Below are 25309 nucleotides of genomic sequence, written 5' to 3'. Positions count from 1 at the left end.
TGCAACGATAACGGGCGGGTCGCGACGCAGCCCCGTTACGGCATCTCATTGCCATTCATAGCCAGAAGATGACGATGGCGGCGAGAGCGATGGCTGAGAGGAAGATGACCGGGTTTCGGTCGTAACGCGTCGCGACCCGTCGCCAGTCCTTCAGTCGGCCGAACATGATCTCAATCCTGTTGCGGCGGCGGCAGCGACGCTTGTCGTATTTTACGGGCGTCTTGCGGCTTTTCCTACCCGGTATACAGGCGCGTATCTTCTTGTCCTGCAACGTTTCTCTGAACCAGTCGGCATCGAAACCTCGGTCCGCCAGAAGCCAGTCGGCCGAAGGCAGTGCGTCCGAGATGGCCTGGGCGCCGCGATAGTCGCTGACCTGTCCGGCGGTCAGGAACATGCGCACGGGGCGGCCCATGGCGTCACAGATCGCGTGCAGCTTGGTATTCATGCCGCCTTTGGTTCTGCCAATCGCGCGCCCGCGCCCCCCTTTCTTGCCCCCAAGCTGGAGGCCGTGCGGTGCGCCTTGAGGTAGGTTGCATCGATCATAACGGTTGCCGTCTCGGTGCCCTGATCGGCCAACTCGACCAGGATCCTGGCGAAGACGCCCATCTCACTCCACCTGCGCCACCGGTTGTAAAGCGTCTTGTGCGGGCCGTATTCTCGCGGTGCATCCCGCCAGCGCAAACCATTGCGATTTATGAAGATAATTCCACTCAGCACGCGCCTGTCATCGACCCTCGGGCGGCCGCGGCTCTTTGGAAAAAAGGGACGCAGACGCGCCATCTGTGCCTCTTTTAGCCAGAACAAATCGCTCATGATGCAGGTCTCCACTACGCCCCTGCATCACCTTGTCCGTCAAATCTTAATGAGGCCTGAGCCTAGGTTGCCATGCGCGGCTGAAAGATTAAACTATTCATAATTGCCGCATGTTTAGAAGATCTCTATTCACAACAAGGATAGCTTTATGAACCTTCTAATTGGATGATCGTGCTGGTTTTCGCCGCTCTGGTCGCACGCCATTTCATGTCCAAAAGCTTCATGTTCCGGAACCTGATCTGGAGGACAGCGCTGGTCCCCGGCCTGGCTGTTGGCGGCCTTGATGTTTTCTCTTGGAACGACGCAAGCTATTGCCAGCATATTCGCACGCTCTTCGGCGCCGAGAGCATGACCTGTAAATCGGGCCCGTACTTCTCGGGCTGGGGACGTCACACGGGATATCCGTTCACGATCACCATCGCGCGCACTTATGAAGCGACTGCGAATGGATCTTCGATGAATGCGCCGTAAGTGCCACAGCCGAGGGTTCGCTGGACATCTCGCCGCCAAAGCGCTGCTTGCTGCCGAGACTAATGTCGGTGGCCCAAGGCCTCTAGGTCACGTTCGAAAACTCAACGCCCGGCATGCGAGCGTCCTCGAGACCAGAAAGAGCGGCCATCGCTCGATGAGGGCGTTCAGGGTGGAAGGGACGGGCAGGGTGCGCCGCCAAATCGCTATTATGGAATAACTCTGAATTTCATTCTGGTCGCATCTATTCTATAAGTTCACAGTGCCATCTCTAGTTGCAATATTGCAACCGCAAACTGCATATTGACCTAAGGTGCTGGCACTGCGTCATTTCTGCGCCTAACTTGGACCGGAGGCTTCGGCTTCAATGCTGCATGATGATTACTGGAGTACTTCGTAGAATGAACCGCCGTTCCTTTATTGCCGCTACCGCGGCGTCAATTTGCATGGCAGCCGCGCCTGCACTGGCCTACGAGCCCATTACGATCTCTGAGCTCGAAGCCCGCTTCCGTCAGTTCCCAGCGGACATGCGCAAATACCTCCAGGAGACTCTGAAATCGCATGGGCACTACCAAGGTGGCATCGACGGCTCTTGGGGGCCGGGCACAGCACGAGGCTATGAGCTATTGATGCAAACCCCGCGTTATCGGAAGTATGCCCCCACTTGGACCTGGGCGCGTGATGCACAGGTGGTGGAAACCCTCACGTTCTATACGACCGACGCCTGGGTCGACTGACCTAATGTCAAGAAGCGCGGCAGAGATCAGTTGCCGCGCATACGTAGGGAAGCCAGAGCACGTGGTCCTCATAGGGGCTCTGCTGAACAGCGGAGATGCCGACCACCTTACCCTCGCTGGCCACCGCCACGAAGTGCATGTGCTGCGATATGTATCCGCCATGGAAGTACTTTAGACGCTCTTCGATGTCCGCATGATGGGCTTGGAACGCGTAACGCGAGCCGAACTCGTCGCCGAAGATTTGCTCATATTTGATTGTCGCGTCTGTTTCAGCCATTCCTGAACTCCGTTGATCGGCTGAAACTTGCACGCGCCGACGCCTGCCACAAGCTGTTACCGCGGTAACAGCTTGTGGCAGTTTACAAGATGTGGTGGCAGGCATACTCTCAAACTCAATGAGCAGTGCAGTCGAACAGATATTCGGAGATCTCCACCCGGACGCTTTCAAGCTGTTCTCCGGGTCGGCGAGGCATTTCTACGCGAAGCTTCTTGAGCACCTCTCCGACGAGATGTTCGAGGACGCCGGTCTTTCGGCCCGCGGGCAGGTCGTCGACGCCATCAAGGAGTTCTGCCGACGGCACGAAGGGCTCGACCCAGAAGCGAAGACCGACATTGGCGTGCGTGCCAACATGGCCTATGCCCGGCTTCACGAAACCGGTTGGCTTCTCGAACAACGCAACGGCTTCCAGCGTTTCACAGACATCGACCCCACAGCTCGGCTGCTGCTCGACTTCTTGCTAGACGTGAAGTTCGGACGCCTGCGCTCCTACGGCGGCGAAGTCATCAACGTGCTCGCACTCATCGAGAGCGTCGAGAGGGATCCGCAGAGCCGATCCGAGGCCCTCAGGGGCGCCGCAAAGGCATCCCGAGGCTTCCTGAACCACCTGCGTGGGCTCAGCGCCAACATGCGCAAGGCAGAGGAACTGATCGCCACCAGGGCGTCCTTCGCGGACCTCTTTGAGAGTTTCTTCACGGACTACGTCCAGGCGCATCTGATCTCGGACTACAAACAGCTTCATACTCGGGCGAACCCTTTCAGATTCAGAGTCCGTATCCTCGGCATCGCCCGCCGCATTCTTGAAGACGATTTCAGGATCGATGAGATCGCGACCGCCTATCAGCGGGAAGGCAAGTCAGACGATACGACCGCCGCACGCCGAATGGTGATCGACGACCTCAGAACAATTTTGAGAGTTTTCAGTGGCATTGATGACTATCTTGATGTGATTGAGGACACCAATCGCCGAGTGGAGACGAAGATCCGGAACACGATCCGCTTCCTCGACACCATGCGTGAGAGCAACACAGAGGTCCTAGAGCGAGTGCTCAGGTCCGCAGCAGCGCATGCGCTCGATGAAGGCTTCCCTAGTGATGGAACAACAGGCTCCTCGCTCCCATCTGGATCAACGCACCTCTTCACAGCGAACAGCAAGCGCCCCGAGATCAAGCCGACGATGATCCAACGTCCGCAGAAGTCCGAGGCCCAGCGAGCGCATGAAGCCGCGATCATCGCATACCGGGCCCGAAGCCAGGTGCAGCCTGACCAAGTCGACGCCTACCTTCGGGCCAACGTAGAAGGCCGGGGCGCGGTCGAAGGGCGCGAACTGCCCATCGCTTCGCTGGACGACTTCTTCGTTTTCGAACGGCTGAGATCGCTCAACTACCTCGGCGGACGCCTGTCGAAGGACTGGGAGATTTCAGAGTGTCCCGGCACCGTCGAAAACGACTGGATCACCTGCAGAAACTTCCTGATCCGTCCGCGCGGACAGCAACAAAGGGTGCACTGATGGAACTTCGTGAGTTCGCGCAAATCCTCGATAAGGCCGACGATCCGGACGTGCTGAGTGATGCGATCCGGATCGCCATTCAGGCGCTTATGTTCCACCAGGTCATCTACGACGACACCCATTCGGTTCCGTCATCCGCGGTACAAGCCATCAAGGACCACAGAACTTTCTTTGAGCGTTACTTTGCCGTAGCAGGGTATGACCTTGAGATGGACGCCCGAACGCAAATGATTGCGCTCAAGCCGCTCGAGCTCGAGAAGCCTCCATATGCATGGCGCCTCATGCGCCTGAAGAAGGATGAGACCCTCATTCGGATCGCGCTGCGCTACATCTTCGAAAACGGCTTCACCGAGGGAAAGATGGACGGGACAGGGCGCGTGGAAACCGACACCGTGGAGATCGCCGAAGTCTACCAACGCATCGCCCAAGCGACGCCGCCTGGCGAAAACCACCTGGTCGACAACCTTCTGCGTGAGCTGAATCGCAAAGGCATCGTGCGTGTCGGAGACAAGGATCGCGAGACCCGAGTGACCCGTCTGACGATCCTCCCGGGCATCCGCGTGCTTGTTTCCGACACCTATATTGACCGACTTCAGAGCTGGCTTGAAGGCGATCAACAGACCTCGTTCTTGGAGGCGAGCTGAGATGTATGAACTGAAGCGGATCTCGCTCCACAACTGGTATCTCGTCGACGTCCTCGACATCTCGATCCGGGAGCACGCTGCCCTGATCGGGCAGACTGGCGCCGGAAAAAGTTCAGTCCTGGACGCCATCCAGACTGTGATATCTGGCAACAATCGCAACGTCTTGGAGCTCAATGCTGCAGCAGGGGTTCAGCGCGGACGGAGCGTCCGAGATTACGCCCTAGGGTGCGTAAGCGACGTCAATGAGGGCAAGCCGCGTAGAGAACGCTGCGAGACGACCCTCGTGCTCACGTTCCATGACAAGGGCCTTGGCAAGCACATCGCACTTGGTCTTCTCCTGCGTGCCGAACAGGACCTCTCCGAGCAGACGAAGCGTTTCATTGTCGACGGCTGCGACTTCCGGATCGAGGACTTCGTTGAAGGCGGATCGGTAATCTCCCACGACGCAATGGTCGAGCGCATCCGTAAGGAGCACGGCGACAGGGCGATCTCCTTCTACCAAAACAGCACCAAATTCGTGAACGCTTACCTGCAGGTGATGCGTCCCTCCGCGCCTCCGGATGCAAAGCGGTTCCTTCGCAGCTTTGCGAACGCGCTGCAGGCCAAAGAGATGTCGGACCCGACTGATTTCGTTCGTCGCTTTGTTCTCGAGCCGCTGCCTCTTGATGTAGCCGGGGTCCGTTCGTCGATTTCGGTCTGGCGGGAAATGTCCGCTGAGGTGGCCCGCATCGAAGGCATGACAAGCGACCTGTCGACCGTCACATCTCGATTCCAAAAGGGATTCAGCATCAGCAAGATGGAGGGTGAACTTAATGTTGCGTCCTTCGCACTCGATGTCGCTGAGGCCGAGTTGGAAACCCGCAAGCTGCGAGATGAACTGACTTCCAGCCAAGCAGAGCTGAAGACAGCGACAGCACGCTCAGAGGAGCTTTCGGCAGAGGTGAATGACCTCGAAGCCGAGCGCGGCGGACTGCGCCAAAAGCTCACTGAAGTTGATGGCTCTGCCGAACTCGGGCGACTGGATTCAGAACGCCGGCTTCTCGAGGAGCGCAAGGCGAGCCTGCGCCATCGCATTGAATCCGGCCTCATTCCGTACGCCGATATTCGCCACCTGAAGGCGATCACCAGCATGATTCCGATCGTGTCCTCGATCGCTGAGGAAGGCGCCAAATTAACCAAGCTGACCTCTGGCCGGAGCGCGGAAGAATGGGCCTCTGTTGCAGGCGAAATTTCTGAAAAAGTAAGCGGCATCAGTGGGAAGTCCCGCGATCTTCATGTCATCTTGACCCACCTGGATGAGACCCGGGAAGCAGCTATCGAGATGAGGACGAAGCTCCGCGATTTTGGGGACGAAGATGCATCAGCAGGACCTGAAGCCGTCCTAAGTCGAGGGGTAAGGAGTTTCCTTGCTGATCTCGAGCGAGCCGGCATTGGCGCACGATGCCTACCTGATCTCGTAACAGTGAGCGACACGTCTTGGGCCTACGCTCTCGAGGCCATACTCGGCGCTAACCGAGAAGCGATCATCGTTGATGAAGCTCAGGTCGATGCCGCGTTCGAGCTGCTCTACCGCAATCGCAACACCTATGATGGGGTTCGTCTTATCGACCAGCGGCGCTTGCGCAATGTCCGGGCACGCTTGGCAGAGAACTCCATTGCTGAGGTGGTGACTTCGGACGATCCGGTGGTCCGTCAGTTCCTGGAATTCAATGTCGGACGCTACAGCCGCGCCGAGACGGAGGCCGAACTTCGCTCGCTCTCGAGTGGGATCATGCGCAACGGGAAGACCGGCTCAGGAGCCACGCTCCGAGTATTCCGTGATCGTCGGCCGATCCTGGGCAAGACCGCGCAAAGCGCCGCCCGCGGTGAACTGGCGCTTGAACTTACAGAAATGCGCGAGCGCTACGAGAACCTGCAGAAATCCACCCGAGATCTTGAGGCCGCCCAGCAGCGCATACGTGCGCTTTCGGTCATCGATCCTGAAACGCTCTCCAAGGCATTCACGGACCTGAAAGAGGTCCTCACGGCCCTGCGGTCGCTCGCCCAGCGCCGGCAGGCAATGTCCGCCCCAGACACAGGTAACATCGATGCCAGACTCTCTGAAATTGAGGGTAGGCTGGAAGACCTCGGAGCGGAAACTCTGAAAATCGATAAGCGGCGCCGGACTTTGGACATCCAGTGTGGCATCATGTCTGCCAAGCTCGATGACCGCCAGAATGACCTGCTCTCGCTCCGACAGAGCATGTCTGAGGTCAAGGAGCGGTCCCAGGCAGCCATTCCAGAGGCGGTCGCCAGGCTGATCGGTGAAGGCGACTACGAGGTGCCGGTCACCGACGAAGAGGTCGATGCGATCACAGGCCTTCCGATTTCAGAGGCGACGTCCAGGATCGCGGTTCTACGCGAACGCATCTCGGACGTCCGCCAAGAGATCACCAGAGACGGCTCCGCCGGTGCGCTCATCACCCGCGGCAACAATGGCCTGATGTCCTACGCCCAGAAGTGGATGGTCGAAGACGCACCTCTTGGGGAGAACAGCACGGACGCGGAGCGCTTCATCTGGGCCCATTCGCATCTCGACCGCCTGAGCAACCACGAACTCCTGCAATATCGCGAGCGCCTCGAGCGGGCGCGAGACGAAATGGAGACGAGCCTCACGGAAGGGCTCATTGGCCGGATCGGGGAACAGTTCGCTCTCATGGAGGAGCAGCTCGACAGCCTGAACCGCCGGCTCGGAAAGTATTCGTTCGTCGGGCAGACCTATCAATTCCGGAGCACGGTTTCAGCGCAGTTCCTGCCAATCTACCGGCTGGTGACCGCCGAGGTCCCCGCGGATCAATCCGTGCTCGATGTTGCTGACGACGAAAGCCTTCAGGCACTCGACGCGCTGCTCGAGGGTGAGAGCGACGACGTGAAGCGCTACGAGGACTACCGGAACTACTTCAACTTCGAGCTCTTCATCGAACACCCGGATCCCGAGGACGCCGGCCGGACCGTCAGCACACCGTTTTCGTCCGTGCTTGGCAAGCTTTCGGGCGGTCAGCGCCAGGCGCCGTACTACGTGGCAATCGCAGCTTCGCTCGTCTCGGCATACTACCCGAAGGCCACTCCTGGCGACTATGAAGGCATGGGCCTGATGGTCTTCGATGAGGCGTTCAACAAGCTCGACATCCCGAACACGCAGCGGCTCATGGACCTCTTCCGATCGCTCGGTCTGCAGGTGATCGTGGCAGCGCCCGAGGAGAAGCGCAGTTCGCTCATTGAATGCGTCGACAGCGTGATCTCGGTCGGCCGGAACCCCGGCTCGTCTGATGTCTTCATCGACTCTGTCTCGATCGGTGCCAAGGCCAAGGAGCGCATGTTCGCAGAGAACCCAGTTCACCTGAGCGCGGACGCCTTCGAGAGCGTGGGAACGCCAGGAGAATGACCACCAGAACGCGATAGCTGAAAAGACGGCGACTTAGAAAGCCTACCCTCGGTGTTGCGGTCCGGCGTTATTGCGAGAGACACTGTCCCTCCCAGGTCCGACCAACATCGAGGGTGAGCTGGTCCTCAGGGAGACCATAGATCCACTGGGCGACCATGGTGCCAGTGTCCCGATCCAAAGCCCGGCGCAGCTCTCGCTCGGTACGCTTTTCAGAGACTCCGTCCTTGCGCGCCTGAACTGCCTCCATGACGATCTTGGCCGAATTTTCGCAGCTAAGCGCCTTGTGGCTCTGCGCCGATACAGGTGTGGCGGCGAAAAGCGCCATCTAAAGAACTACAAGGTTCCGCATTGTTTGCACCCCTTACACAACCGTATCGCTCACATAGTGATGTGCATACAAAGTGTCATGGCGCCCCTCTGTTCGATTTTGCACAGCAACCCCGCAACGGGTGAGCTCAGTACTCCTGTCCGGAGGCGCACCGCGAACGACGATGTCAACCTCACTGGAGCGGTGTTGCTCGTATCTGCATGTAAAGCTGGTCTCCAAGGAGGTGAATTCGAATGTTGGCGAAACTCTTGCATGTCTTTCACAGAGAGCCAAAATCTGGGCGCCCGACGGTCGTGGGAAAAGTTGACGCCGTCAGAACTCTAACAATGCCCTCTGGGGCGAAGGTAAGAGTTCTGCGCGACGACATTCTCGACCGGGCCCTTGCGAGGTTTGAGAAGTCCTCACGACGGTAGAGCGTCTCGATTGCACCACGTCTCATATGTCCACAGGACCAAGGAGACGTCGATGCCACAAACAGACCACTACGCACAGTTGCTGAAATTCAGAGAACCGCAGCTAAGCGGGCACACACATATGTTCGTTCAGGTGACCGTCACCGAGAACGCCGCAGAAAACGTCGTCACCGGCCTTCCGCTTCGGGCGCCGACTGAAGTCGTGCCCCGGTCTGTTGAGGGGGAGTTGGCTGCGGCAGTGCTCGAAAGCTTTTCGCCAGTTGGGCTGCTGGAGGACAGCACTGATTGGTGGCTTTATCAGAAGGACCTCGTAGCCTGTGATAGCTTGTTCAGAATGCTTCAGGGCGGATTTTCAGAGTTTCATATGGCAGAAGACGATGATCGTCTTTTCAAGATCGACTACACCATCTCCTCCGGCCCCAGAGGTGACGATGGCTTCCGGAAGAGGCACGCAATCACCGAACAAGCGGTGGAATTGGACAAGATATCCCACCGGGCTCAGGCCCTGCTGCGGCATGCGAACATCAATGAGTGGAGCTACCTCTCCGACTTGGCCGAATACTGCGACTACATCCCTCAGCCCAGTGTCAACGCGCCCTAGTTTTCAGACAGAAAAACACGACTCTTTGCACATGATCTTGCAACGGCCGAAGGCGTTGATATCGTTAGCACAAACGATTGATGCCTTGGGCCGAGCCCAAGGGCTAAGGGGTGAACATGCGAAATGACGGGCCGCGGCGCGCGGACAACGAACGCGGTGAGATGTCGGAAGACAACATGGCGCGCCCGGGAAAGGCTTACTCAAGCGGCGCTGTTGAAGACTACGGATGCGGTGTCTGCCGGAAAGAGAGCGGCTACTGGGACAACGATGGTGTTCTGGTGACCGGCAATGAAGGGCAGGGGCGTTCCTACATCTGGACCATAAGAGGTCCTGCAGTTCCTCCAAAATGCTCCCTCTGTGATGTCTGCTTGGCCAAGCTCCTCGAAGGCGGGGGCCTGGAGCTCATCGAAGATCGTCACACTCAAACCAAGCTCGAGCTTAGCGATGCGGCCAAGACCGAGCTTTTCGCACACGGGGCCCGTGCAGTGGTCTCCGACTACTGGGATGTCGTGGGTGCCAGCACAGATACTGCCTCCATTGATCAAGGGGTAATCTTGCCGCCAACCACTGCTCAGATGGACCTCATCCGATCCTTTGCAGAACGCATTTACTCCGGAAGCGACCGGCAGGAGGCAGGCCGTGCCTATGCGCTCTCAGCATTGGCTATGGGCATGAGCGAACGTGATCCAGGCTTCGATACGGCCGCCCAGCGCTACGGGCCGAAGTCAGAGCAGGAGCGCGAGCATGAAGCCCTTTGGGCGGAGATCTACGCCATGGACCTGAACGGCGGACACTAGCAAGCAGACGGACGCTCCAGAGCACGTCACTCATACGCCTCAGGCACATCCACGAAGCCGTAGCGATCACAGCGCCGCGCCAAGAGTTGCACTCGAATTTTGGAACCCGGCGCGCCCCGCACACATTCTATCTGCATGAAAGGCGGCTCAAATGCGCGCTGCTTGCCAACAGATGAGTGCGGCGCACATTGCCTAAGCGCCAGTTAAGATAACCCGAGTAGTCTTCTCTGGCCGATCAACATCGGGTCGGTGAAGGAAAGGAATACGCATGAATGCCTTCACGACGCGCCGAGGCGCATTGAAGCTCGGCCTCGCTTCCGCAGCAGGCCTCGCAGTCCCCTCAATTCTCAGCGCGCAGACCGCCCCCCAGCCGGCCCCCAGCGTGACAGCACCACAGCTCATTCGCTTGGCCAACCCCCTTCCGCCAAATGAAGTGCACGTCTATCCGGACGCGTTCCGGCTCTTCTGGACGCTTTCAGGCGGTCAAGCATGGGTTTACCCCATTCGAGTGGGCCGCGATAGCTTGTACGAACCCGGTGAGTACTACGTTGGCGCCAAGAAAGAGTGGCCATCGTGGACTCCAACGCCCGGTATGATCGAGCGGGAACCTGAAAAGTACCAGAAATACGCAGATGGCATGCCGGGTGGCCCTGGCAATCCACTCGGCGCACGCGCGCTGTACCTCTTCACGCCCGAGCGTGGCGACACCTATCTGAGAGTGCACGGGACCGATGACCCGGGCAGCATAGGGCGCGCCGTTTCAAACGGCTGTGCCGGCCTCATCAATGACCAGATCGTTCAACTCTACGACCAGGTGCCGATGAACGCGCGGGTCGTGCTGCACCCGAAGGAGCTGGTGTAACCACGACGTTCGTAAGAGAGGGCGCCAAATCGACTTTGGCGCCCTCGCGTTTGGGTATCACAGAGCTTGAACTTAGCGTTGCCGACAGCCGCTCGGGCTCACTCTGAAATCAAAGCGCCGACCACGCCATCCTTTCGGTAGCGTCCGACTTCCAATGCAGCTTTCAGATCGTCATAGGCCCACCCAATCAGACGACTGAAGTTGCGGGTCACATCCGCTTCCTCACTGATCTCTCCAACCTTGCGAGAGCCGAGGACATCCCATTCAAGTGTGGGCTCTCCATCCTCTTCGTTGAAGGTTGCTTCTGCGACAATGGCGAAGAAGTCGTCTCCTTTGCGCACCGCCTCAAGAGCGCTTTTCTGCATCGACAGAAAGCTCATGAGAGACCATGCAAGCACCACCCTTCCGGGCTGCCCATCCAACACAATGGTATCCTCAAGGTCAGCCCAGTTTTGGGTACATGCCAAGGCGGCGAAGTTCCTCTCCGCGTGCTGGCGATCTTCGCTCAAATCCTCCGACTTCATTTCTAGGATGAAGTGCCGCGGCAGCTGTATCATGCGCCGGCCCTGCTCGGTTTCGAAAACGATTGATACGCGGTCTTCATCCAGCTCGGGCGCCTCATCAAGTCCGCTTTCGCGCTCGTCGATGACGCTTATGACGGATGCCAGCCTCTCGGCGACATGGCCGTCGTCTCGGTAGAGACCTGCAGCAATCGCCGTCGCCAGGTAATCGCGCTTCTCGACGAAACTACCGTAGACGTACTTCATTCCGACGTCTCGATCGACGTCGCCAAGGTCGTAGGACATGAGGAAATCCCACTGCAGATCGTCTGGCTCACCGTTCTCATCACGGGTTGCTTCCGCAATGAAAACAAAGAAGTCGTGGCCAGCCTGAAGAGCGATGTAGGCGTCGTCATGAGCCACAAGGAGGCGTGCCAACGCCATCTTAAGCAGCTTATTCCCTGTCCAGCCTTCTACAACTTCGATGTCCTGCAGGTCTTTAGCGTAGGGCGAGCACGAGAGCATGGCGAGGTCTAATTCATTCTTCTCTCGCCCTTCCATCGCTTCGCTGCGATCAATCTCCAGAACCAAGTCTCTAGGGAGCGGCAGCGCGCCGCTGATCTCGTCGCCAGCGATGAAGATGTTGATAACGTACATGAAAGTCCCCTGATGCCTCGCCTGCAGAAAAGCCTTTCCCGCAGGGGAGAGCAAGGGCAGCCGGCGAACTAGCGTGACGTTGTCTGCCGAAATAAATGGGGTGGTGCTATTGCTGAATCCAAGGAGAAGAAACAGACAGCTGGCGGACGTCGGCCAACGCCTTCAGGTAAGAGACCCGATGCCCCGCTAGGATCATTTCGAGCAGGGAACGATCCTCTCCTGTCGGGATGCTGCCTAGCGCGCGCAGCTGAAAATCTTCGCCGTACCCAGGCTTCCGCGACTTCTCTTGGAGAGTGCGCATCAGGGTCCGGATCCCACTCCATTCATCATCACGTGCCAACCCCGGAAAGCCAGAACTTCTGTCACTCGTTTTCGCAGCAATGCTCGAGGCGGTATAGAAGATCCAATCCTTGGTCGCCTGATCACTCGCAAACTCTGAAAATGCAGACGCGCGCGCCAAGGCTAGACGCTTCGCAATAGTCACAACCACGGAAATCATTGTTCTGATATAGAAAACCCTTGATGTCGCCGTATTATGCTTTCACGGTCCCGTTGAGTGTACGTCAAGGAGTTCGACACATGACGATTGGTAGTATGGTTAAATCGCGTCTGATGAGCACTAGGGCCATGCTGGTGCTCCCGCTCGCCACAGCGGCGGCACTTATGTCGGCTGAGCCTGCTTCTGCTGCCGGCCGGATGTATTATATGGATAACTACTCTGCCAACTGCCAGGGCGGCACCGACGAGGGTATGATCTGGGTCGGCAGCGGAAAGTTCTCGGTTTCATCTACCATGTACGAGCGCACGTCTGCCCTGAAGAACCTCGGAAACGGATGGGTCCAGGCCAAGTACGCCGCGTCGACCGAAGGAATGGTGGACGGGGAATATGTTCTCAAGGTGAAGACCGAAGATAGCAGTGTGACCATCCGGTCCGACGAGGGGGAAGTTCACGGCACGCGCTGCCGTTGATAATCCTCCAAGCATGATCCCAGAATCTAAACAGATAGGTCAGCGTAGCGATGCGCTGGCCTTTTGCCCTGCAGACTCATCGAGAGGCTAAGACCATCAAGCTTCTCGGGCGCCTCTACTGCTGCCGAAGAAAGACCAAGACGACTGAACTACCGATTCCACAAAGCGTATCCGCCTTCCTGAGCAAAGCGGGCGTTCGAACCGCGGTGAACAACCTGATGCAGGTTAAGAAGCCCCCCGTCGGAGACGTACAGATCAACGAGCTCGCCGGGTCAACAAGGCAACTAGGGTCCAGACCAATGAATTTCACAGCCAGAACAAGACGGTTGCGGCGAGCATGATCGCAGAGAAGAACGTTTCCGGACAGCGGTCGTATCGTGTGGCTACGCGCCGCCAGTCCTTTAAGCGACCGAACATGATCTCGATGCGGTTGCGCCGTTTGTAACGCCTCTTGTCGTATTTCACCGCCTTCTTGCGGGATTTCCGGCCTAGGATGCAAACCTATATCCCCTTGTCTTTCAAAGCTTCTCTGAACTAATCGGCATCATCGTCCCGATCTTCCAAAAGCCAGCCCGCCCTCGGCAGGCTGCCCAGCAGTGCCGCCGCGCCAGGGCCGTGATGCGGGTGCGCAAACTCGTTGCTGATGCTCCAGCCATCGCGGCAATTGTCATTCCGCTCCTCCTGGCGCGCGAAGCTCTACGGACGGAGCTCGCCAAGCTGCACAAGATGCTCCTTGATGCCGTGCGTGTGGACCCCGTGTGTCGCCGCCTCATGACCGCGCCCGGCGTCGGCCCGATCGTCGCCTTCACGTATAGGGCCTGTGTCGACAACCCGGCTCGCTTCAGTCGGTCGAAATGCGTGGGTGCGCACTATGGCCTCACGCCACGCCTCTACCAATCGGGCGAGACGGCGAGAGTCGGGCGTATCTCGCGCTGCGGCGACGCCTTGATGAGAAGCGCGCTGTATGAGGCGGCGCTGGTCTTGTTGACCAATTCTCGCATCCCGCGTTGGAGCAGCCTCAAGTCCTGGGGCGTTGCCGTGGCGCGGCGCCAAGGTTTCCAGAAGGCGGTTGTCGCCGTGGCGCGCAAACTTGCCATCGTGCTGCATCGCATGTGGCGGGATGACACCGAGTTCCGCTGGTCTTCTGCTCCCGCAGCCTGAACCTCGCATCAGAACACCGAACTCCTCCGGCTCGGAGGGGCCCTGCGGAGACGACGGAAGGGGGCGAGACCGTGGAAACTCGAGCGGCACCGCAGTGACCGCGCGGCTCAGATGGCTCCGCCTACTTCCTCTGATCCCATCATGAGGCGTCAACCATGCCGACCTCGGAGAGAAGAACGAGCCCCGCAGGTTCAACGTACCGAGAAAAGAGCATTAAACCTTGGAAGGGGAGTTGACCCATGATCTCCGAATAGAGAAGAAGTTTCCCTGGGCAGCCTCGGTCAGGATCAGCTTCTCGAGCGTCAGGTCAGATACCGCCCGCCGCAGCCTCAGGTTCTCCTTCTCGAGGTCCTTCAGTCGCGACAACTGTGGCCGGTTCATACCGCCATTCTGCTTACGCCGCCGGTAGAACGTGTGCTGCGATATTCCGATCTGGCGCACCGCATCTGCCATCGACAGGCCCTGGCCATGCAGCACCTCGACTTGGCGCAGCTTGGTGAAAATGTCTTCAGGCTTCTCACGCTTTCCAGCCATTCCGTAGTCCTCCTGTTCGCCGAAATCCTATCCGATTTCCGGCTTCGTGGGTGGACCACTTCAAAGGGGCTGGCTCAGACATTGATCTGTCGATCGTGCTCGATGAGGAGGCCACAGCAACAAGCCTTCCCATCAACGTATCCCTCATGAACGCCGACCCGGAGACAGCGATAGCCGGCTCGGACCGCGCCGCGGATATTCGCATAGACACGAGTTCTCTGGTCTCGCACCCATTGTCGCCAAAGGCTGCCGGCAGCATACGCCTGGTGGACCCTCAAGCGTGGATGACGGCAGAGATCATCGGAGAGGCAGATCCCCTGCAGGAAAGCTCTTTCAGCTTCCAGTTGGATTTCGCAAGCGACCCCTGGAACGTCTCGACGGATATCCCGACCCTCAAAAGCGACGGTGCCGGCCTTTACATCACCAAAGGCAAAACCTCCGGATATTCGGGCTATTCACCGAGCCAATGCTGGGAGGCAGTTTTGCACGATTCCAGCGGCGCGCAGGCAGCTGAGACGCTGACTTGCGGCTCCCATGAACTGGTCGCGCCAGGATATGCCCATGCGCCCGCAGGCGGAAGCTATGTCACGAGTTCCCTGCAAACGTACGATCGCCTCGTGCTCACCGATCCCACGGGACATCGACATGAGATCAACTTCAATGGAAATCCCGGTCCAGGTGGAGCAGAACTGACTTTGAGATCGCTTCGGATCAGCAACTGAGGCCTTCGAGAAACCGTCACTCCACGGCCATCGCGACAAAGACGAAGATCGGCCGAGAAATCTTCGGCAGAGCCTTCAGCCAAAACTTGCATTGAAGAGGCGCATCTGTTTCTTTCAGGGCTGTCAGCGTCATATTTAGGCGCTTGAGTTTCGGTCAATTTGAATCAGAAGGTTTTGACATGAACTATTTCACCCGGGTCGTCGCATGCGGCGCGTGCATCTTGCTGTCCTCTGCCGCCGCAGCACTTTCAACCTGCCCCACAGCGGATAGTCTCACCCACGGGGTCTTCATCAAATATGACGACGGCAGCATCAGCCGGATCACCCCTTTCGATGAAACGACCAACTTCGAAGAGGTCGTCTATGACGATAACGACCGATACGGCTACGTCATGGCCGGCGGGGTCCTGGTGCAGAGATCCTTCACCTTCAAAGGGATCCACATCTCCGCCAAATCCGTGATGGATGTGAGTTTCACCGGGGGAAGCGTCGACATCGACAACATGGAAGAGGGGAGCGACCTCTTCCTCGAGTTCACCAAAACGCGGGCCGGTGGGCCTGTGCAAGGCAATGTCACGATCGATGTGGGAGAGACATCCACGCTCGATATCGGTGAATGCTCCTATGCGGCGACCGCAGTCACGGTGACGGAAAAATCGGATACAGAGAGAGCCGTCTTCAGGCTCTACTGGCTCCCTCTTCTCGGCGTATCCGTCTACAGGCACATTTCAGATAGCTCGGGCGAGTTTCCATATCGGGCGATGGAGATCCTGGACGATTTTCCGTATGATCGTGGATGAGCCATTCTAGCAACTGTATCCGTCATGCGCCTTGAAGGCCCCATGGTTTACGCGCTTTGCATAGAGCGTTGGCGATATTGACGAGCTTTCGTGCGACCGCAGTGATGATGACCTTGTGCGGTTTTCCGGCGTCGCGCAGTCGCTGCGCGAAGGCTTTCAGGGTGGGGTTATGATTTGCTGCGACGAGGGCGGCCTGGAAGTGGACATGCCGCAGGGCGCGCCGCCCTCCGGCGATGGTTCGTTTGCCCCGCAACGCACCGCTGTCGTGCGCTATAGGAGCGAGCCCCGTCAAGGCTGCGGCCTGTTCTCCGGATATGGCCCCGAGCTCGGGCATTTCGGCGATGAGCATAGTGCTGGCAACCGGGCCGACCCCAGGAATGGAGCGCAGGATGCGGGCGGTTTCGGCCAGTGTTCCATCGGCCGCAACTGCCTGCTCAATCCGTTCTTCCAGCTCTGAGATCCTGGTATCTAACAGAGCCTTCAACTCCACGTCCATGTCGGTGAACATTCCAGCGGTCGCGAGTTTTTCGTGTGCCTTGATCTGGACGAGCAGCCGCTTACGCATTTCGACGAGTTGCGCTCGCTTCGATGTCGAAGCTCTGATCGCGCGCAATTTCCCGGTCGGATGGCGACGTCCGGCCTCGGGACGGAATACCATGAAACGGGCAATGAGTTCCGCATCGATCCGGTCCGTCTTGGCCCGGGTGCCACGGCTGGCGGCAAAGGCCTTGACCTGTGCCGGCGGCAATTGACGCGCGACGATCCGCGCCGCGTCGAGGGAAGCCCATAACCGCCACTCCTGCCCGCCGGTGGCTTCGAAGCAGACCAGGGCGCCACGCCGCCGTGCGAGGGACACCACATGGGCATGGCCCTCCGATGTGTTCGGCAACCGAAGGCGCTTCCGATCGGGCAGGCAATAGATGTCCAGCCAGTCGCGCGAGACATCTATGCCGATGACCTGTTCAGATGATACCGTGTTCATGCTCTCTTCCTTCTGCTCCGCGGTCCTTGTCGGCCGCATCCAACTGTTCGAGATGATGAAAGAGAGACGGTGCTGGCTCGCTAGCAGACGTGGTCAGGCCACAAGGCTCAGACGCCATACACCGCCCCGTCACCAGCCTCGGCCAAGGAAGGTGACGGGGGCAAAATAGCAGATCCGAGATACAGAAGGCTCAGGACTTCGGTAACGGGGGCGTCCCGGTCAAGGGTTTTCGCGCATGTCGAATGTCCCGCTTAACCGCGGTCTTGTCCTTTGAACCGTTGATCCGCTTCCCTATTCGGCGGCCTTCTTTTGAGATCGACCCGGGTACATGCTTCGGTCCGTGGTCGGCGCGGTGGCCGCCAACATGATGCTGGTTCAATGCAATTCCGCTGTGCCCATCTCATTTGCGTGCTCGACATGGTCGGCATCAGTCCTGAGCACGGCATCACCGGAACCGCGTCCCGTGGGGACCTCGAAGGCCCGCGATTAGGCGGGCAGAAGTCTGGAACCTGTGTCGTCAACCGGCATAAAGCACCGGCGTATCGAAGCGGAAGTCGGTGTCATCCTTCCACATCCGGTGCAGGATCACGGCGATACGTCGGGCCAGCGCAACCATTGCGCGCTTGGTGCCCCGGCGGCGCGCGAGTTTCGCCGCCCAGGTTCGCAGCCATGTTGCCCGCCGCGATGCATCATGACGGTGGCAGCCTGGCACAGGGCACGACGCAGGTTGACGTCGCCCGCCTTGGTGATCCCGCCCGAGATGTCGCGCTCGCCAGACTGGTTGCGAGACGGCGTCAGACCGACCCACGGCCCGACCTTTTTCGAGGATGTGAAGCGACCAGGATCATCGATCGCAGATCGGTAGGTCAGTGCCACGACCACGCCAATCCCGGGCATCGACATTAGGCGCAGACAGACCGGATCGTCATGAGCAAGTTGGCGGACATGGCGTTCAAGGCCTGCGAGTTCTCGCCGCAGCGCTGCCCGCGCGCGAAGCATGAGCTCGGTTGCCGCTACCAGCATCGGATTGCCTGCCGCCAGTTCGCGGATCCGCTGTTCGAACCGGCCCCGCGATATGGTGCCGACCTTGAGGCCGAAGTTCCGCAGCAGCCCGCGCAGGGACATTTCCAGCGTGATGAACCCTTGCTGCACGGCCTTCCGGGCGCTGAGCACAGCGCGAACCTCTTGTGCGGAGACTGATTTGCAGTGAACCGGTCGGAACCAGCCGAGGTGCAGCAGGCGCGCGATCCCTTCGGCATCCCGGCGGTCCGTCTTGATCGGCATGGCCTTCAAGGCGCCTTTCACCTGCCGCGTTTCCATCAGCACGACAGGTAGTTCAGCCGCGGACAACCCGCGATGCAGCCATTGCGACAGGGGGCCAGTTTCGAGCCCGATGGCCGCAGCTTCCCCGTCCTGATCGCCGATCCAGCGCAACATCGCCTCGGGCTCGCTGGCCACCTGCGCCTCCGTCACAATCTTCCCGTGCTCGCTGATCACGCAAATTGCGGTCTTCTCAAGCGACACATCCAGCCCAATAAACAGCTTCATCCCGCAGTCCTCCATGTGGATCCAATACGGGAATGGCGCCAGCTTGCCCTTGATCTTGCAACGATAGCGGGCGGGTCGCGACGCAGCCCCGTTACGGCATCTCGTTCTCTCTCAAAGCCAGCAGATTACGGTCGCAGCGAGTGCGATTGCTGAGAAGAAGGTTTGCGGGCAGCGGTCATAACGGGTCGCAACCCTCCTCCAGTCCTTGAGCCTGCCGAACATTATCTCGACCCGGTTGCGCCGTTTGTATCTGCGATTGTCATACCGGACGGGCGTCTTCCGTTTCTTCCGGCCCGGGATGCAAGGACGTATCTTCTTGTCCTGTAAGGCTTCTCTGAACCAATCGGCATCATAGCCACGATCTCCGAGCAGCCACTCCACGTTGGGCAACCCGCTGACCAGGGCACGCGCCCCGATGTAGTCGCTGACGGGTCCGGCAGTCAGGAACAGGTCGATGGGTCGGCCCTGGCTGTCGCAGATCGCGTGCAGCTTCGTATTCATGCCGCCTTTGGTTCGGCCAATCAGACGCCCCCCTTTTTGACGCCCAGGCTGGACGCCGTACGATGGGCCTTCAGATGAGTTGCGTCGATCATCACGGTCGTCTCCTCACCGTGCTCGGCCGCCAACCCCGCCATGATCCGGGCGAAGACACCCCTGTCGCTCCAACGCTTCCAGCGGTTGTAGAGCGTCTTGTGCGGGCCGTATTCCCTTGGCGCATCTCGCCACCGCAAGCCATTGCGATTGATGAAGATAATCCCGCTCAGGACACGCTGGCCGTCAACCCTGGGCTTGCCGTGCGACTTGGGGAAGTAAGGCTCCAGACGCGCCATCTGCGCATCGCTCAACCAGAAAAGATCAGACATGTTCACCGCTCGTCTTCGAATGGTGAATCACGCGCGCCCCACCAAATCAATGGGTCCTGACCCTAAGAAGAAACTTTAGAAGGAATTTGCGGAGGACAAAAATCCTCCGCCTTCGTTCAGTTTCAGTTGAACCTGAACCTACTTCCTCGGAATGAAAGACACACAGACAGATCCGAGATTGACGTTCTCCCATCTCATGGGCGGCCTTGCGCAAGCGGACGGCATGGCGCCGCACGCCGGCCGCATCCTGGGATATCTGATGATGTCGCTCGAGCCCGTGCCCTTTTCCGATCTCTCCGACATCCTCGGCATCAGCCGCGGCAGCGTGAGCGAAAACACCCGACGCCTGATCGAGCATGGCGTGATCGAGAAGGTCCGCAAGGACGGCGACCGACGCGATCACTTCCAGATCCAAAGCTCCAACGAGGAAGCGATCTTTGAACGCTCCCGGCAAAGGGTAGAGCGCAACCTCGAGACATTGCAGGCCTTCCGAGACAGCACGCCGATCGACGCCACCCAGAAACGGCGGCTCGGCGGCATGCTGGCCTACATGCAGGCTCGCATGGATTTCGAAAAATCCATGGCGGAGCGCACCACCCATAACAAAAAGACGAGTTCATCATGACCGGCGTGCCCGCAGGTACTGCGCCCACCTCTCTTGGCTTTCGCCGCAAAACGGGTCTGCCGATCGGCCCGATCCTCGCTCTCACCCTCTCCGGTGCCCTCGCCGCATGTATGGTCAGCGCTCCCGGCCAGACGGGGGCAGCCAGCAACGATCAACCCTCTGCGGCTGTCGAGGCCGGGGGAGGGGGCGCGGCGCAATCGGTGCAGGTCATCCACTCCGTGGCCCATACTGCCACACGGCTTGTCTCCGCGGACGGTCAGACCAGACCTCTTCGAACGGCACAGGTGACAGCGCGCGCATCGGGCATCGTGGAAGCTCTTCACGCCCACAAGGGGGACAGGCTCTCCAAGGATGATCCCATCCTCTCGCTTTCGGTCCCCGATTTCGAGGCTCGGGCCGCAGAGGCCGAAGCACGGCTGATCGAGGCGCGGCGCACGGCGGAAAATAACGCCAAGCTGAACGCTCGGGGGCTCATTACCGAAGATTCCCTGCAAGCCGCCCGAGCCCTGCTCGCGGCCGCCGAAGCTGGCTGGGCAGCAATCGAAGAGGAGCGCGACAACCTCACCTTGCGTGCCCCCTTCGCGGGCACGCTGGCATCTCTCGATGCCGAGATCGGCGAGACAATCTCGGACGGCGCGCAGCTCGGGCAGCTCATGGACCTCTCGTCCCTTCTGGTCGAGATCACAGTTCCGCAGATCAACATCTCGGACATCAGCCTGGGTCAGGACGCGGCGGTCACCCCCGTGGGGGGAGAGAAGATCATCGGCACGGTACGCTATATCTCGCCGGCGGCCGACAGCGCCACGCGCAGTTTTCCTGTGGAAGTCGTCATTCCGAACTCGGGACGACAGATCCGCGCCGGCATGAGCGCAAGCGTCGGCCTCGCAGGCAAGAGCTTCAAAGCCCATGAGGTGCCATCGGCCTATCTTGCCCTCTCGGGTGCCGGAGAGCTCCTGGTGAAGACCTATGAGCAGGGGGTGGTGAAGGCCTGGCCCGTGGAGGTCGTCTCCTTCGGGCCAAGGGCCGTAACGGTCACCGGTCTTCCAATGGAGGCCAGCATTATTACCGTCGGACAAGGGTTCGTGCGGGACGGAGACGCCGCGGCGCTGGAGGACGCGCAGTGAACGCCCACATCGCCGCATCGTTCAGCCGGGCCAAGGTTGTCGTCATCGCCTTCCTGATGATCCTGGCCTTCGGCATCGTCTCCTATGTCTCCATCCCGAAAGAGAGCAATCCCGAGGTCTCCATTCCGATGGTCTTCGTGAGCGTGTCTCTCGACGGGATATCTCCCGAAGATGCCGTCAGCTCGCTGGCCAAGCCCCTGGAGGCAGAGCTCTCGGCAATCGAGGGGCTCGATACCTACACATCGACCGGCTACGAGGGCAGCGCCTCGATCCAGCTCAAGTTTGACGCCGGCTTTGACGCAGAGCAGGCGATCGACGATGTGCGCGAGGCCGTCGACCGCGCCAAGGTGAACCTGCCGCAGGACGCCAATGACCCCGAGGTTCGGGAAATCAACACCTCGCTCTTTCCCATCATGACCCTTGCGCTCTCCGGCGCCATTCCCGAGCGCACGCTCAACTCGATTGCTGATCGCCTTGCCGATGAAATCGAGGCTCTGCCAGGCGTTCTCGAGGTCGACGTTGGCGGCAAGCGCGACGAGCAGGTGGAGATCCTCATCGATCCAGTGACATTCGCCACTTATGATCTGTCGCTCAGCAACGTGATGAGCCTCATCACGGCCAACAACAAGCTGATCGCCATAGGCGCTCTCAACTCCGGCGATGGCCGCATGGTTCTCAAGATCCCCGGCCTCATCAAGAGCGTCGAGGAGATCCTCGATCTCCCGATCAAGGTGGAAGGAAGCACGGTTGTCACTGTCCGTGACGTGGCCACCATTCGCAGCTCCTTCGTCGACCCTCAAAGCTTTGCGCGCATCGATGGAAGTCCATCAGTGCCTCTGGAGATCAAGAAGAAGTCCGGCGCCAATATCATCGAGACGGTGGCCGGTGTGAAGGCCGTTCTGGCTGCGGCCGAAGGGATTTGGCCCGACGGTCTCAAGGCGACCATCCAGACCGATGAATCCGAACAGGTGGTCGATCTTCTCGGCGACCTGCAGAACAACGTGCTCGCCTCCATCTTGCTGGTGGTGATCGTCATTCTCTTCTTCCTCGGTCCGCGCAGCGCTCTTTTGGTGGGGCTTTCCATTCCCGGAGCCTTTCTTTCCGGGGTCGCCGCGCTCTGGATGTCCGGTTTCACGATGAACCTGGTGGTCCTTTTCGGACTGATCCTTGTGGTCGGCATGCTCGTCGATGGGGCGATCGTCGTGATCGAATATGCCGACAAGCGCATGGCCGAGGGCGCCGATCCGAAGCTCGCCTTCAAGGAGGCCGCAAGCCGGATGGCCTGGCCGATCATCGCGTCCACCGCCACGACCCTGTCTGTCTTTCTGCCCTTGCTCTTCTGGCAGGGGATGGTCGGACAGTCCATGCGCTACCTGCCGATCACCGTCCTGATGACCTTGACCGCGTCGCTGGTCATGGCCCTGATCTTCATCCCGGTTCTCGGCGGTGTTTTGAGCCCGCTGCGCAAACGCGAAACGGCAGTCGTTGAAGGACCTGTCGATCCGCGCAGGGCAGGGGGCCTCATGGGGCTTTACGCACGGCTTCTCGAGACCACGATCACGCGCCCGAAGACAACGCTCGCGGTCCTGACATTGGCGCTCTTCTCGATCGTTGCAGGCTACGGCACCTACGGGCACGGGGTGATCTTCTTCCCCGGTGACGAGCCGGATGTGGCGCAGGTGCAGATCCTGGCGCGGGACAACCTTTCGCTCGATGGTCGAGACTAGCTTCGGCGCAAAGCAGAAGCCCGACTTCTCGGCCGGCCGCATATCGAGAGCCTCTATGCGCGCGCCAATGTTTCGGGCGGACACGAGTCCTCGGATCAGGTCGGCACCATACAGGTGAAATTCACCGACTGGCAGACCCGCCCTGCCGCCGAGACGATCATTGCCGATCTGCGTCAGGTGCTGGGCGATATCCCGGGTGTCCGGGTCGCGATCGAGGCGCAGTCCCGGGGGCCCTCCGGCGGCAAGCCCATCGCCCTGGAGATCACCGGGCCGGATGCGGACCGATCGCGGGCCATCGACATGCTCGTTGAAGAGATGACCCGCATTGGGGGGCTCACGGATATCTCCGATACCCGCACCCTGCCGGGGATCGATTACGAGATCAGGGTCGATCGCAACGAAGCCGCGCGGTTTGGCGCCAGCCCCGACCTCATCGGCCAGGTGGTTCGCCTGATGACCTCTGGCGTCAAAGTGACGGATTTTCGGCCCGGCGACAGCACCGACAGCATCGACATCCGCATGCGCTTCCCCGAAAGCCATCGCTCCTTTGACGACGTCCGGAACCTGCGGATTCCTACCGGAACCGGCATGGTGCCGATCGGAACCTTCGTCGAGATGGCCCCGGTGGCGCGATCCGGAAAGGTTCTGCGCATCGACGGGCAGACCGTTGACCAGCTCGAAGCCGGCGTCGGACCGGGCGTTCTTCCAAGCGAAAAGACGAAGCAGCTGGAAGCCTTCATTGCCAGCGCCGATTTCGGGGAGGCCAAGGTGTCGACCAAGGGGGAAACCGCCGATCAGGCCGAGGCCATGCAGTTCCTGGTGATTGCCTTTGTCGCGGCCATTGTCCTCACGCTGATGATCCAGGTGATGCAGTTCAACTCGATCATGCAGGCGCTGGTGGTTCTCTCCGCGATCATCTTCTCCATTGGCGCGGTGCTCATTGGGTTGATGGTGACCGGCAAAGCCTTCGGTGTTGTCATGGGGGGCATTGGCATCATTGCCCTCGCTGGCATCGTGGTGAACAACAACATCGTCTTGATCGACGCCTACAACGAAAAGTGTCGCGAGGGTTGGCTCCCGCTTTCCGCAGCCCTGATGACCTGCACGGATCGCCTGCGGCCGGTTCTGCTCACCTCCGTCACCACGGTTCTCGGCCTTGTGCCGATGACCCTCGCGATGAGCATCAATATTCCGGGCCGCGAGATCACCTTTGGCGCGCCTTCGACGCTCTGGTGGGTCGATCTTTCAATGTCGATCGCAGGGGGGCTCACCTTTGCAACCCTCCTGACACTGCTGGTCACCCCGGCGACCCTTGTGCTGCTTGATCGCAAGGATCGGCTGACGGAGCTGCGCTGCGCGTCTGCGGGGTGAAATGCGCGATCTTGCAGGGCGGACGGGCCGCCCTGCAGCCCCTCTTTCCAGCTCCTGCACTCCTTGCCTGCGTCCGGCCGCTCGGGCGGGCACAAAAGAAGAAATCTTCACCTCGCACGTTTCGGGACCGAGAAAAGGGCCGCATCTCCGGGGCAGAGACACTGCAAAGATGGAACCATCGCCCATGATTTCCGCAGTCGAAACCAGCCGACTTCATGCCGCCGCCGGCAGGATTGGCGAGACCGCTCCCGACATCGATCGCAGGTTCTTGCACGATGCCGATGGCTCGATGGCCGAGTTCATCTTTGCCAGCGAAGGCCGTCCGGCTGAAAATGCCCGTGCCCTTGTGTCGGCAGGGCTGGTCGATCCCAACAGCCCCTGCGCAGTGGCCCTTCAGGAGTTCGATGATCGGGACCGTCCGACTCTCGAAGCGTGGAAGGAGCCGGAAGATCTGCGGGCCAAGACGCGCCAGGCCGCAGAGGGCATCAGGGACATGACCGCCGAGCGCAGCCAGCGCCTCACCGCCATGGCCCTCATCAAGAAGCTCGACCCCCCGCAATACCAGGGCAGCATCACCCATTCCTACATGGCCGATCACTTCGAAACGATGACGACCTGGGGCAAGGAGATGAACTGCCCAACCTCCACAGAGATCGCCTCCAAGGCCTTTGCAGAATGCACGATGACCGGCGTGGCCCTGCGCGACAAGGTGATCAGCCGCAGTCCGGAGGTCAAGCTGGTTCTCCACGGTCAGGATCAACGCTGACCTGGTTTTGCCGCCAAGGCTTTGAGCAGAACGACAACTGGCGCCGGGGTTTCATTCCCGGCGCCAGTCAATTTTGCCTTTGCGTC

Annotated in this window: 18 protein-coding genes and 6 pseudogenes; 16 read left to right on the top strand and 8 right to left on the bottom strand. The window is 59.6% G+C overall.

Translation table 11 applies throughout. From position 1 onward, the window contains the following. Nucleotides 1-55: 55 nt before the first annotated feature. A protein-coding gene (locus AYJ57_RS25635) for an IS5 family transposase (RefSeq protein WP_157374327.1) occupies nucleotides 56-813 on the bottom strand; the annotation gives its coding sequence in 2 pieces (ribosomal slippage) (nucleotides 56-495 and nucleotides 495-813; 759 coding nt in all). A 165-nt stretch (nucleotides 814-978) separates the two neighbouring features. On the opposite strand from AYJ57_RS25635, the gene AYJ57_RS20790 reads away from it, so the two are divergent. Together AYJ57_RS20790 and AYJ57_RS20785 are read left to right on the top strand one after the other, a co-directional pair. Next, nucleotides 979-1284, top strand: a complete 306-nt coding sequence (locus AYJ57_RS20790; RefSeq protein WP_066110620.1) for a hypothetical protein — start codon at nucleotides 979-981, stop codon at nucleotides 1282-1284. Between the two features lie 398 nt (nucleotides 1285-1682). Further along, entirely contained in the window at nucleotides 1683-2018 is a 336-nt protein-coding gene (locus tag AYJ57_RS20785) for a peptidoglycan-binding domain-containing protein (RefSeq protein WP_157374326.1), read from the top strand. A gap of 7 nt (nucleotides 2019-2025) precedes the next feature. Here AYJ57_RS20785 and AYJ57_RS20780 read toward each other — a convergent pair whose 3' ends face one another. Further along, a complete protein-coding gene (locus tag AYJ57_RS20780; protein WP_066110617.1) occupies nucleotides 2026-2295 on the bottom strand; it encodes a hypothetical protein in 270 nt (89 codons plus the stop codon). A 118-nt stretch (nucleotides 2296-2413) separates the two neighbouring features. On the opposite strand from AYJ57_RS20780, the gene AYJ57_RS20775 reads away from it, so the two are divergent. The 6 genes from AYJ57_RS20775 to AYJ57_RS25630 all read left to right on the top strand — a co-directional run bounded on the left by AYJ57_RS20775 (nucleotide 2414) and on the right by AYJ57_RS25630 (nucleotide 10874). Beyond that, the gene (locus AYJ57_RS20775) at nucleotides 2414-3805 is read left to right on the top strand and encodes a Wadjet anti-phage system protein JetA family protein (protein ID WP_066110615.1); all 1392 of its coding nucleotides are present in this window, start codon (nucleotides 2414-2416) and stop codon (nucleotides 3803-3805) included. Further along, nucleotides 3805-4449 (top strand): DUF4194 domain-containing protein, encoded by a 645-nt coding sequence (locus tag AYJ57_RS20770; protein WP_066110613.1) that lies wholly within the window; start codon nucleotides 3805-3807, stop codon nucleotides 4447-4449. Before AYJ57_RS20775 ends, AYJ57_RS20770 begins: the two co-directional genes overlap by 1 nt. Before the next feature lies 1 nt (nucleotide 4450). Further along, on the top strand, nucleotides 4451-7873 hold the full coding sequence (locus AYJ57_RS20765) for an SbcC/MukB-like Walker B domain-containing protein (RefSeq protein ID WP_066110611.1): 3423 nt from the start codon (nucleotides 4451-4453) through the stop codon (nucleotides 7871-7873). Nucleotides 7874-8666: 793 nt separating this feature from the next. Next, complete coding sequence (locus AYJ57_RS20755; protein WP_066110609.1) at nucleotides 8667-9215, top strand: hypothetical protein; 549 nt, start codon at nucleotides 8667-8669, stop codon at nucleotides 9213-9215. Between the two features lie 161 nt (nucleotides 9216-9376). Next, entirely contained in the window at nucleotides 9377-10012 is a 636-nt protein-coding gene (locus AYJ57_RS20750) for a hypothetical protein (RefSeq protein WP_157374325.1), read from the top strand. A 268-nt stretch (nucleotides 10013-10280) separates the two neighbouring features. Then, complete coding sequence (locus AYJ57_RS25630) at nucleotides 10281-10874, top strand: L,D-transpeptidase (protein WP_083191420.1); 594 nt, start codon at nucleotides 10281-10283, stop codon at nucleotides 10872-10874. 98 nt (nucleotides 10875-10972) lie between these two features. Here AYJ57_RS25630 and AYJ57_RS20740 read toward each other — a convergent pair whose 3' ends face one another. After that, nucleotides 10973-12031 (bottom strand): hypothetical protein, encoded by a 1059-nt coding sequence (locus tag AYJ57_RS20740; protein ID WP_066110605.1) that lies wholly within the window; start codon nucleotides 12029-12031, stop codon nucleotides 10973-10975. A gap of 579 nt (nucleotides 12032-12610) precedes the next feature. Between AYJ57_RS20740 and AYJ57_RS20730 the strand changes: the two genes are divergently transcribed. Continuing rightward, on the top strand, nucleotides 12611-13000 hold the full coding sequence (locus AYJ57_RS20730) for a hypothetical protein (protein WP_066110601.1): 390 nt from the start codon (nucleotides 12611-12613) through the stop codon (nucleotides 12998-13000). A 306-nt stretch (nucleotides 13001-13306) separates the two neighbouring features. Here the strand turns inward: AYJ57_RS20730 and AYJ57_RS20725 are convergent. Next, nucleotides 13307-13609, bottom strand: a pseudogene (locus tag AYJ57_RS20725) (transposase); the annotation flags it as partial. A 12-nt stretch (nucleotides 13610-13621) separates the two neighbouring features. On the opposite strand from AYJ57_RS20725, the pseudogene AYJ57_RS20720 reads away from it, so the two are divergent. After that, a pseudogene (locus tag AYJ57_RS20720) lies at nucleotides 13622-14161 on the top strand (transposase); the annotation flags it as partial. A gap of 243 nt (nucleotides 14162-14404) precedes the next feature. On the opposite strand, the pseudogene AYJ57_RS20715 reads toward AYJ57_RS20720, so the two are convergent. Beyond that, nucleotides 14405-14695 (bottom strand): annotated as a pseudogene (locus AYJ57_RS20715) (transposase); the annotation flags it as partial. Between the two features lie 50 nt (nucleotides 14696-14745). Here AYJ57_RS20715 and AYJ57_RS20710 point away from each other — a divergent pair. Together AYJ57_RS20710 and AYJ57_RS20705 are read left to right on the top strand one after the other, a co-directional pair. Next, nucleotides 14746-15417, top strand: a complete 672-nt coding sequence (locus AYJ57_RS20710) for a hypothetical protein (protein WP_066110598.1) — start codon at nucleotides 14746-14748, stop codon at nucleotides 15415-15417. 179 nt (nucleotides 15418-15596) lie between these two features. Then, complete coding sequence (locus AYJ57_RS20705) at nucleotides 15597-16217, top strand: hypothetical protein (RefSeq protein WP_066110596.1); 621 nt, start codon at nucleotides 15597-15599, stop codon at nucleotides 16215-16217. A gap of 22 nt (nucleotides 16218-16239) precedes the next feature. Here the strand turns inward: AYJ57_RS20705 and AYJ57_RS20700 are convergent, their stop codons facing one another. The 3 genes and pseudogenes from AYJ57_RS20700 to AYJ57_RS25625 all read right to left on the bottom strand — a co-directional run bounded on the left by AYJ57_RS20700 (nucleotide 16240) and on the right by AYJ57_RS25625 (nucleotide 19610). After that, nucleotides 16240-17199 carry an IS110 family transposase gene (locus AYJ57_RS20700; protein WP_066110594.1) on the bottom strand — a complete coding sequence of 320 codons (960 nt, stop codon included), beginning with the start codon at nucleotides 17197-17199 and terminating at the stop codon, nucleotides 16240-16242. A 517-nt stretch (nucleotides 17200-17716) separates the two neighbouring features. Further along, a pseudogene (locus tag AYJ57_RS20695) lies at nucleotides 17717-18747 on the bottom strand (IS110 family transposase). A gap of 111 nt (nucleotides 18748-18858) precedes the next feature. After that, nucleotides 18859-19610 (bottom strand): annotated as a pseudogene (locus AYJ57_RS25625) (IS5 family transposase). A gap of 178 nt (nucleotides 19611-19788) precedes the next feature. On the opposite strand from AYJ57_RS25625, the gene AYJ57_RS20680 reads away from it, so the two are divergent. From AYJ57_RS20680 to AYJ57_RS20665, 4 genes and pseudogenes are all read left to right on the top strand, one after another. Continuing rightward, complete coding sequence (locus AYJ57_RS20680; RefSeq protein WP_193789562.1) at nucleotides 19789-20235, top strand: GbsR/MarR family transcriptional regulator; 447 nt, start codon at nucleotides 19789-19791, stop codon at nucleotides 20233-20235. Beyond that, nucleotides 20232-21359, top strand: coding sequence for an efflux RND transporter periplasmic adaptor subunit (locus tag AYJ57_RS20675; RefSeq protein ID WP_066110584.1), 1128 nt, complete (start codon nucleotides 20232-20234; stop codon nucleotides 21357-21359). Before AYJ57_RS20680 ends, AYJ57_RS20675 begins: the two co-directional genes overlap by 4 nt. Continuing rightward, nucleotides 21356-24457: pseudogene (locus AYJ57_RS20670) on the top strand (efflux RND transporter permease subunit). Before AYJ57_RS20675 ends, AYJ57_RS20670 begins: the two are co-directional and overlap by 4 nt. Nucleotides 24458-24641: 184 nt before the next feature. Next, nucleotides 24642-25223 (top strand): hypothetical protein, encoded by a 582-nt coding sequence (locus tag AYJ57_RS20665; protein ID WP_066110582.1) that lies wholly within the window; start codon nucleotides 24642-24644, stop codon nucleotides 25221-25223. Nucleotides 25224-25309: the final 86 nt, after the last annotated feature.

Source organism: Salipiger sp. CCB-MM3 (assembly GCF_001687105.1).
In the GTDB taxonomy this organism is placed as follows: Bacteria; Pseudomonadota; Alphaproteobacteria; order Rhodobacterales; family Rhodobacteraceae; genus Salipiger.
Note: the sequence above shows the minus strand (reverse complement) of the source record. Positions and strands in the feature narration are given on the sequence as shown.

Coding starts and splice junctions, on each gene's coding strand:
- AYJ57_RS20730 (WP_066110601.1), top strand. CDS start 12,611: ATGACGATTGGTAGTATGGTTAAATCGCGTCTGATGAGCACTAGGGCC.
- AYJ57_RS20785 (WP_157374326.1), top strand. CDS start 1,683: ATGAACCGCCGTTCCTTTATTGCCGCTACCGCGGCGTCAATTTGCATG.
- AYJ57_RS20675 (WP_066110584.1), top strand. CDS start 20,232: ATGACCGGCGTGCCCGCAGGTACTGCGCCCACCTCTCTTGGCTTTCGC.
- AYJ57_RS20700 (WP_066110594.1), bottom strand. CDS start 17,199: ATGAACACGGTATCATCTGAACAGGTCATCGGCATAGATGTCTCGCGC.
- AYJ57_RS20770 (WP_066110613.1), top strand. CDS start 3,805: ATGGAACTTCGTGAGTTCGCGCAAATCCTCGATAAGGCCGACGATCCG.
- AYJ57_RS20780 (WP_066110617.1), bottom strand. CDS start 2,295: ATGGCTGAAACAGACGCGACAATCAAATATGAGCAAATCTTCGGCGAC.
- AYJ57_RS20755 (WP_066110609.1), top strand. CDS start 8,667: ATGCCACAAACAGACCACTACGCACAGTTGCTGAAATTCAGAGAACCG.
- AYJ57_RS20750 (WP_157374325.1), top strand. CDS start 9,377: ATGTCGGAAGACAACATGGCGCGCCCGGGAAAGGCTTACTCAAGCGGC.
- AYJ57_RS20740 (WP_066110605.1), bottom strand. CDS start 12,031: ATGTACGTTATCAACATCTTCATCGCTGGCGACGAGATCAGCGGCGCG.
- AYJ57_RS25630 (WP_083191420.1), top strand. CDS start 10,281: ATGAATGCCTTCACGACGCGCCGAGGCGCATTGAAGCTCGGCCTCGCT.
- AYJ57_RS20765 (WP_066110611.1), top strand. CDS start 4,451: ATGTATGAACTGAAGCGGATCTCGCTCCACAACTGGTATCTCGTCGAC.
- AYJ57_RS20665 (WP_066110582.1), top strand. CDS start 24,642: ATGATTTCCGCAGTCGAAACCAGCCGACTTCATGCCGCCGCCGGCAGG.
- AYJ57_RS20775 (WP_066110615.1), top strand. CDS start 2,414: ATGAGCAGTGCAGTCGAACAGATATTCGGAGATCTCCACCCGGACGCT.
- AYJ57_RS20705 (WP_066110596.1), top strand. CDS start 15,597: ATGAACTATTTCACCCGGGTCGTCGCATGCGGCGCGTGCATCTTGCTG.
- AYJ57_RS20790 (WP_066110620.1), top strand. CDS start 979: ATGATCGTGCTGGTTTTCGCCGCTCTGGTCGCACGCCATTTCATGTCC.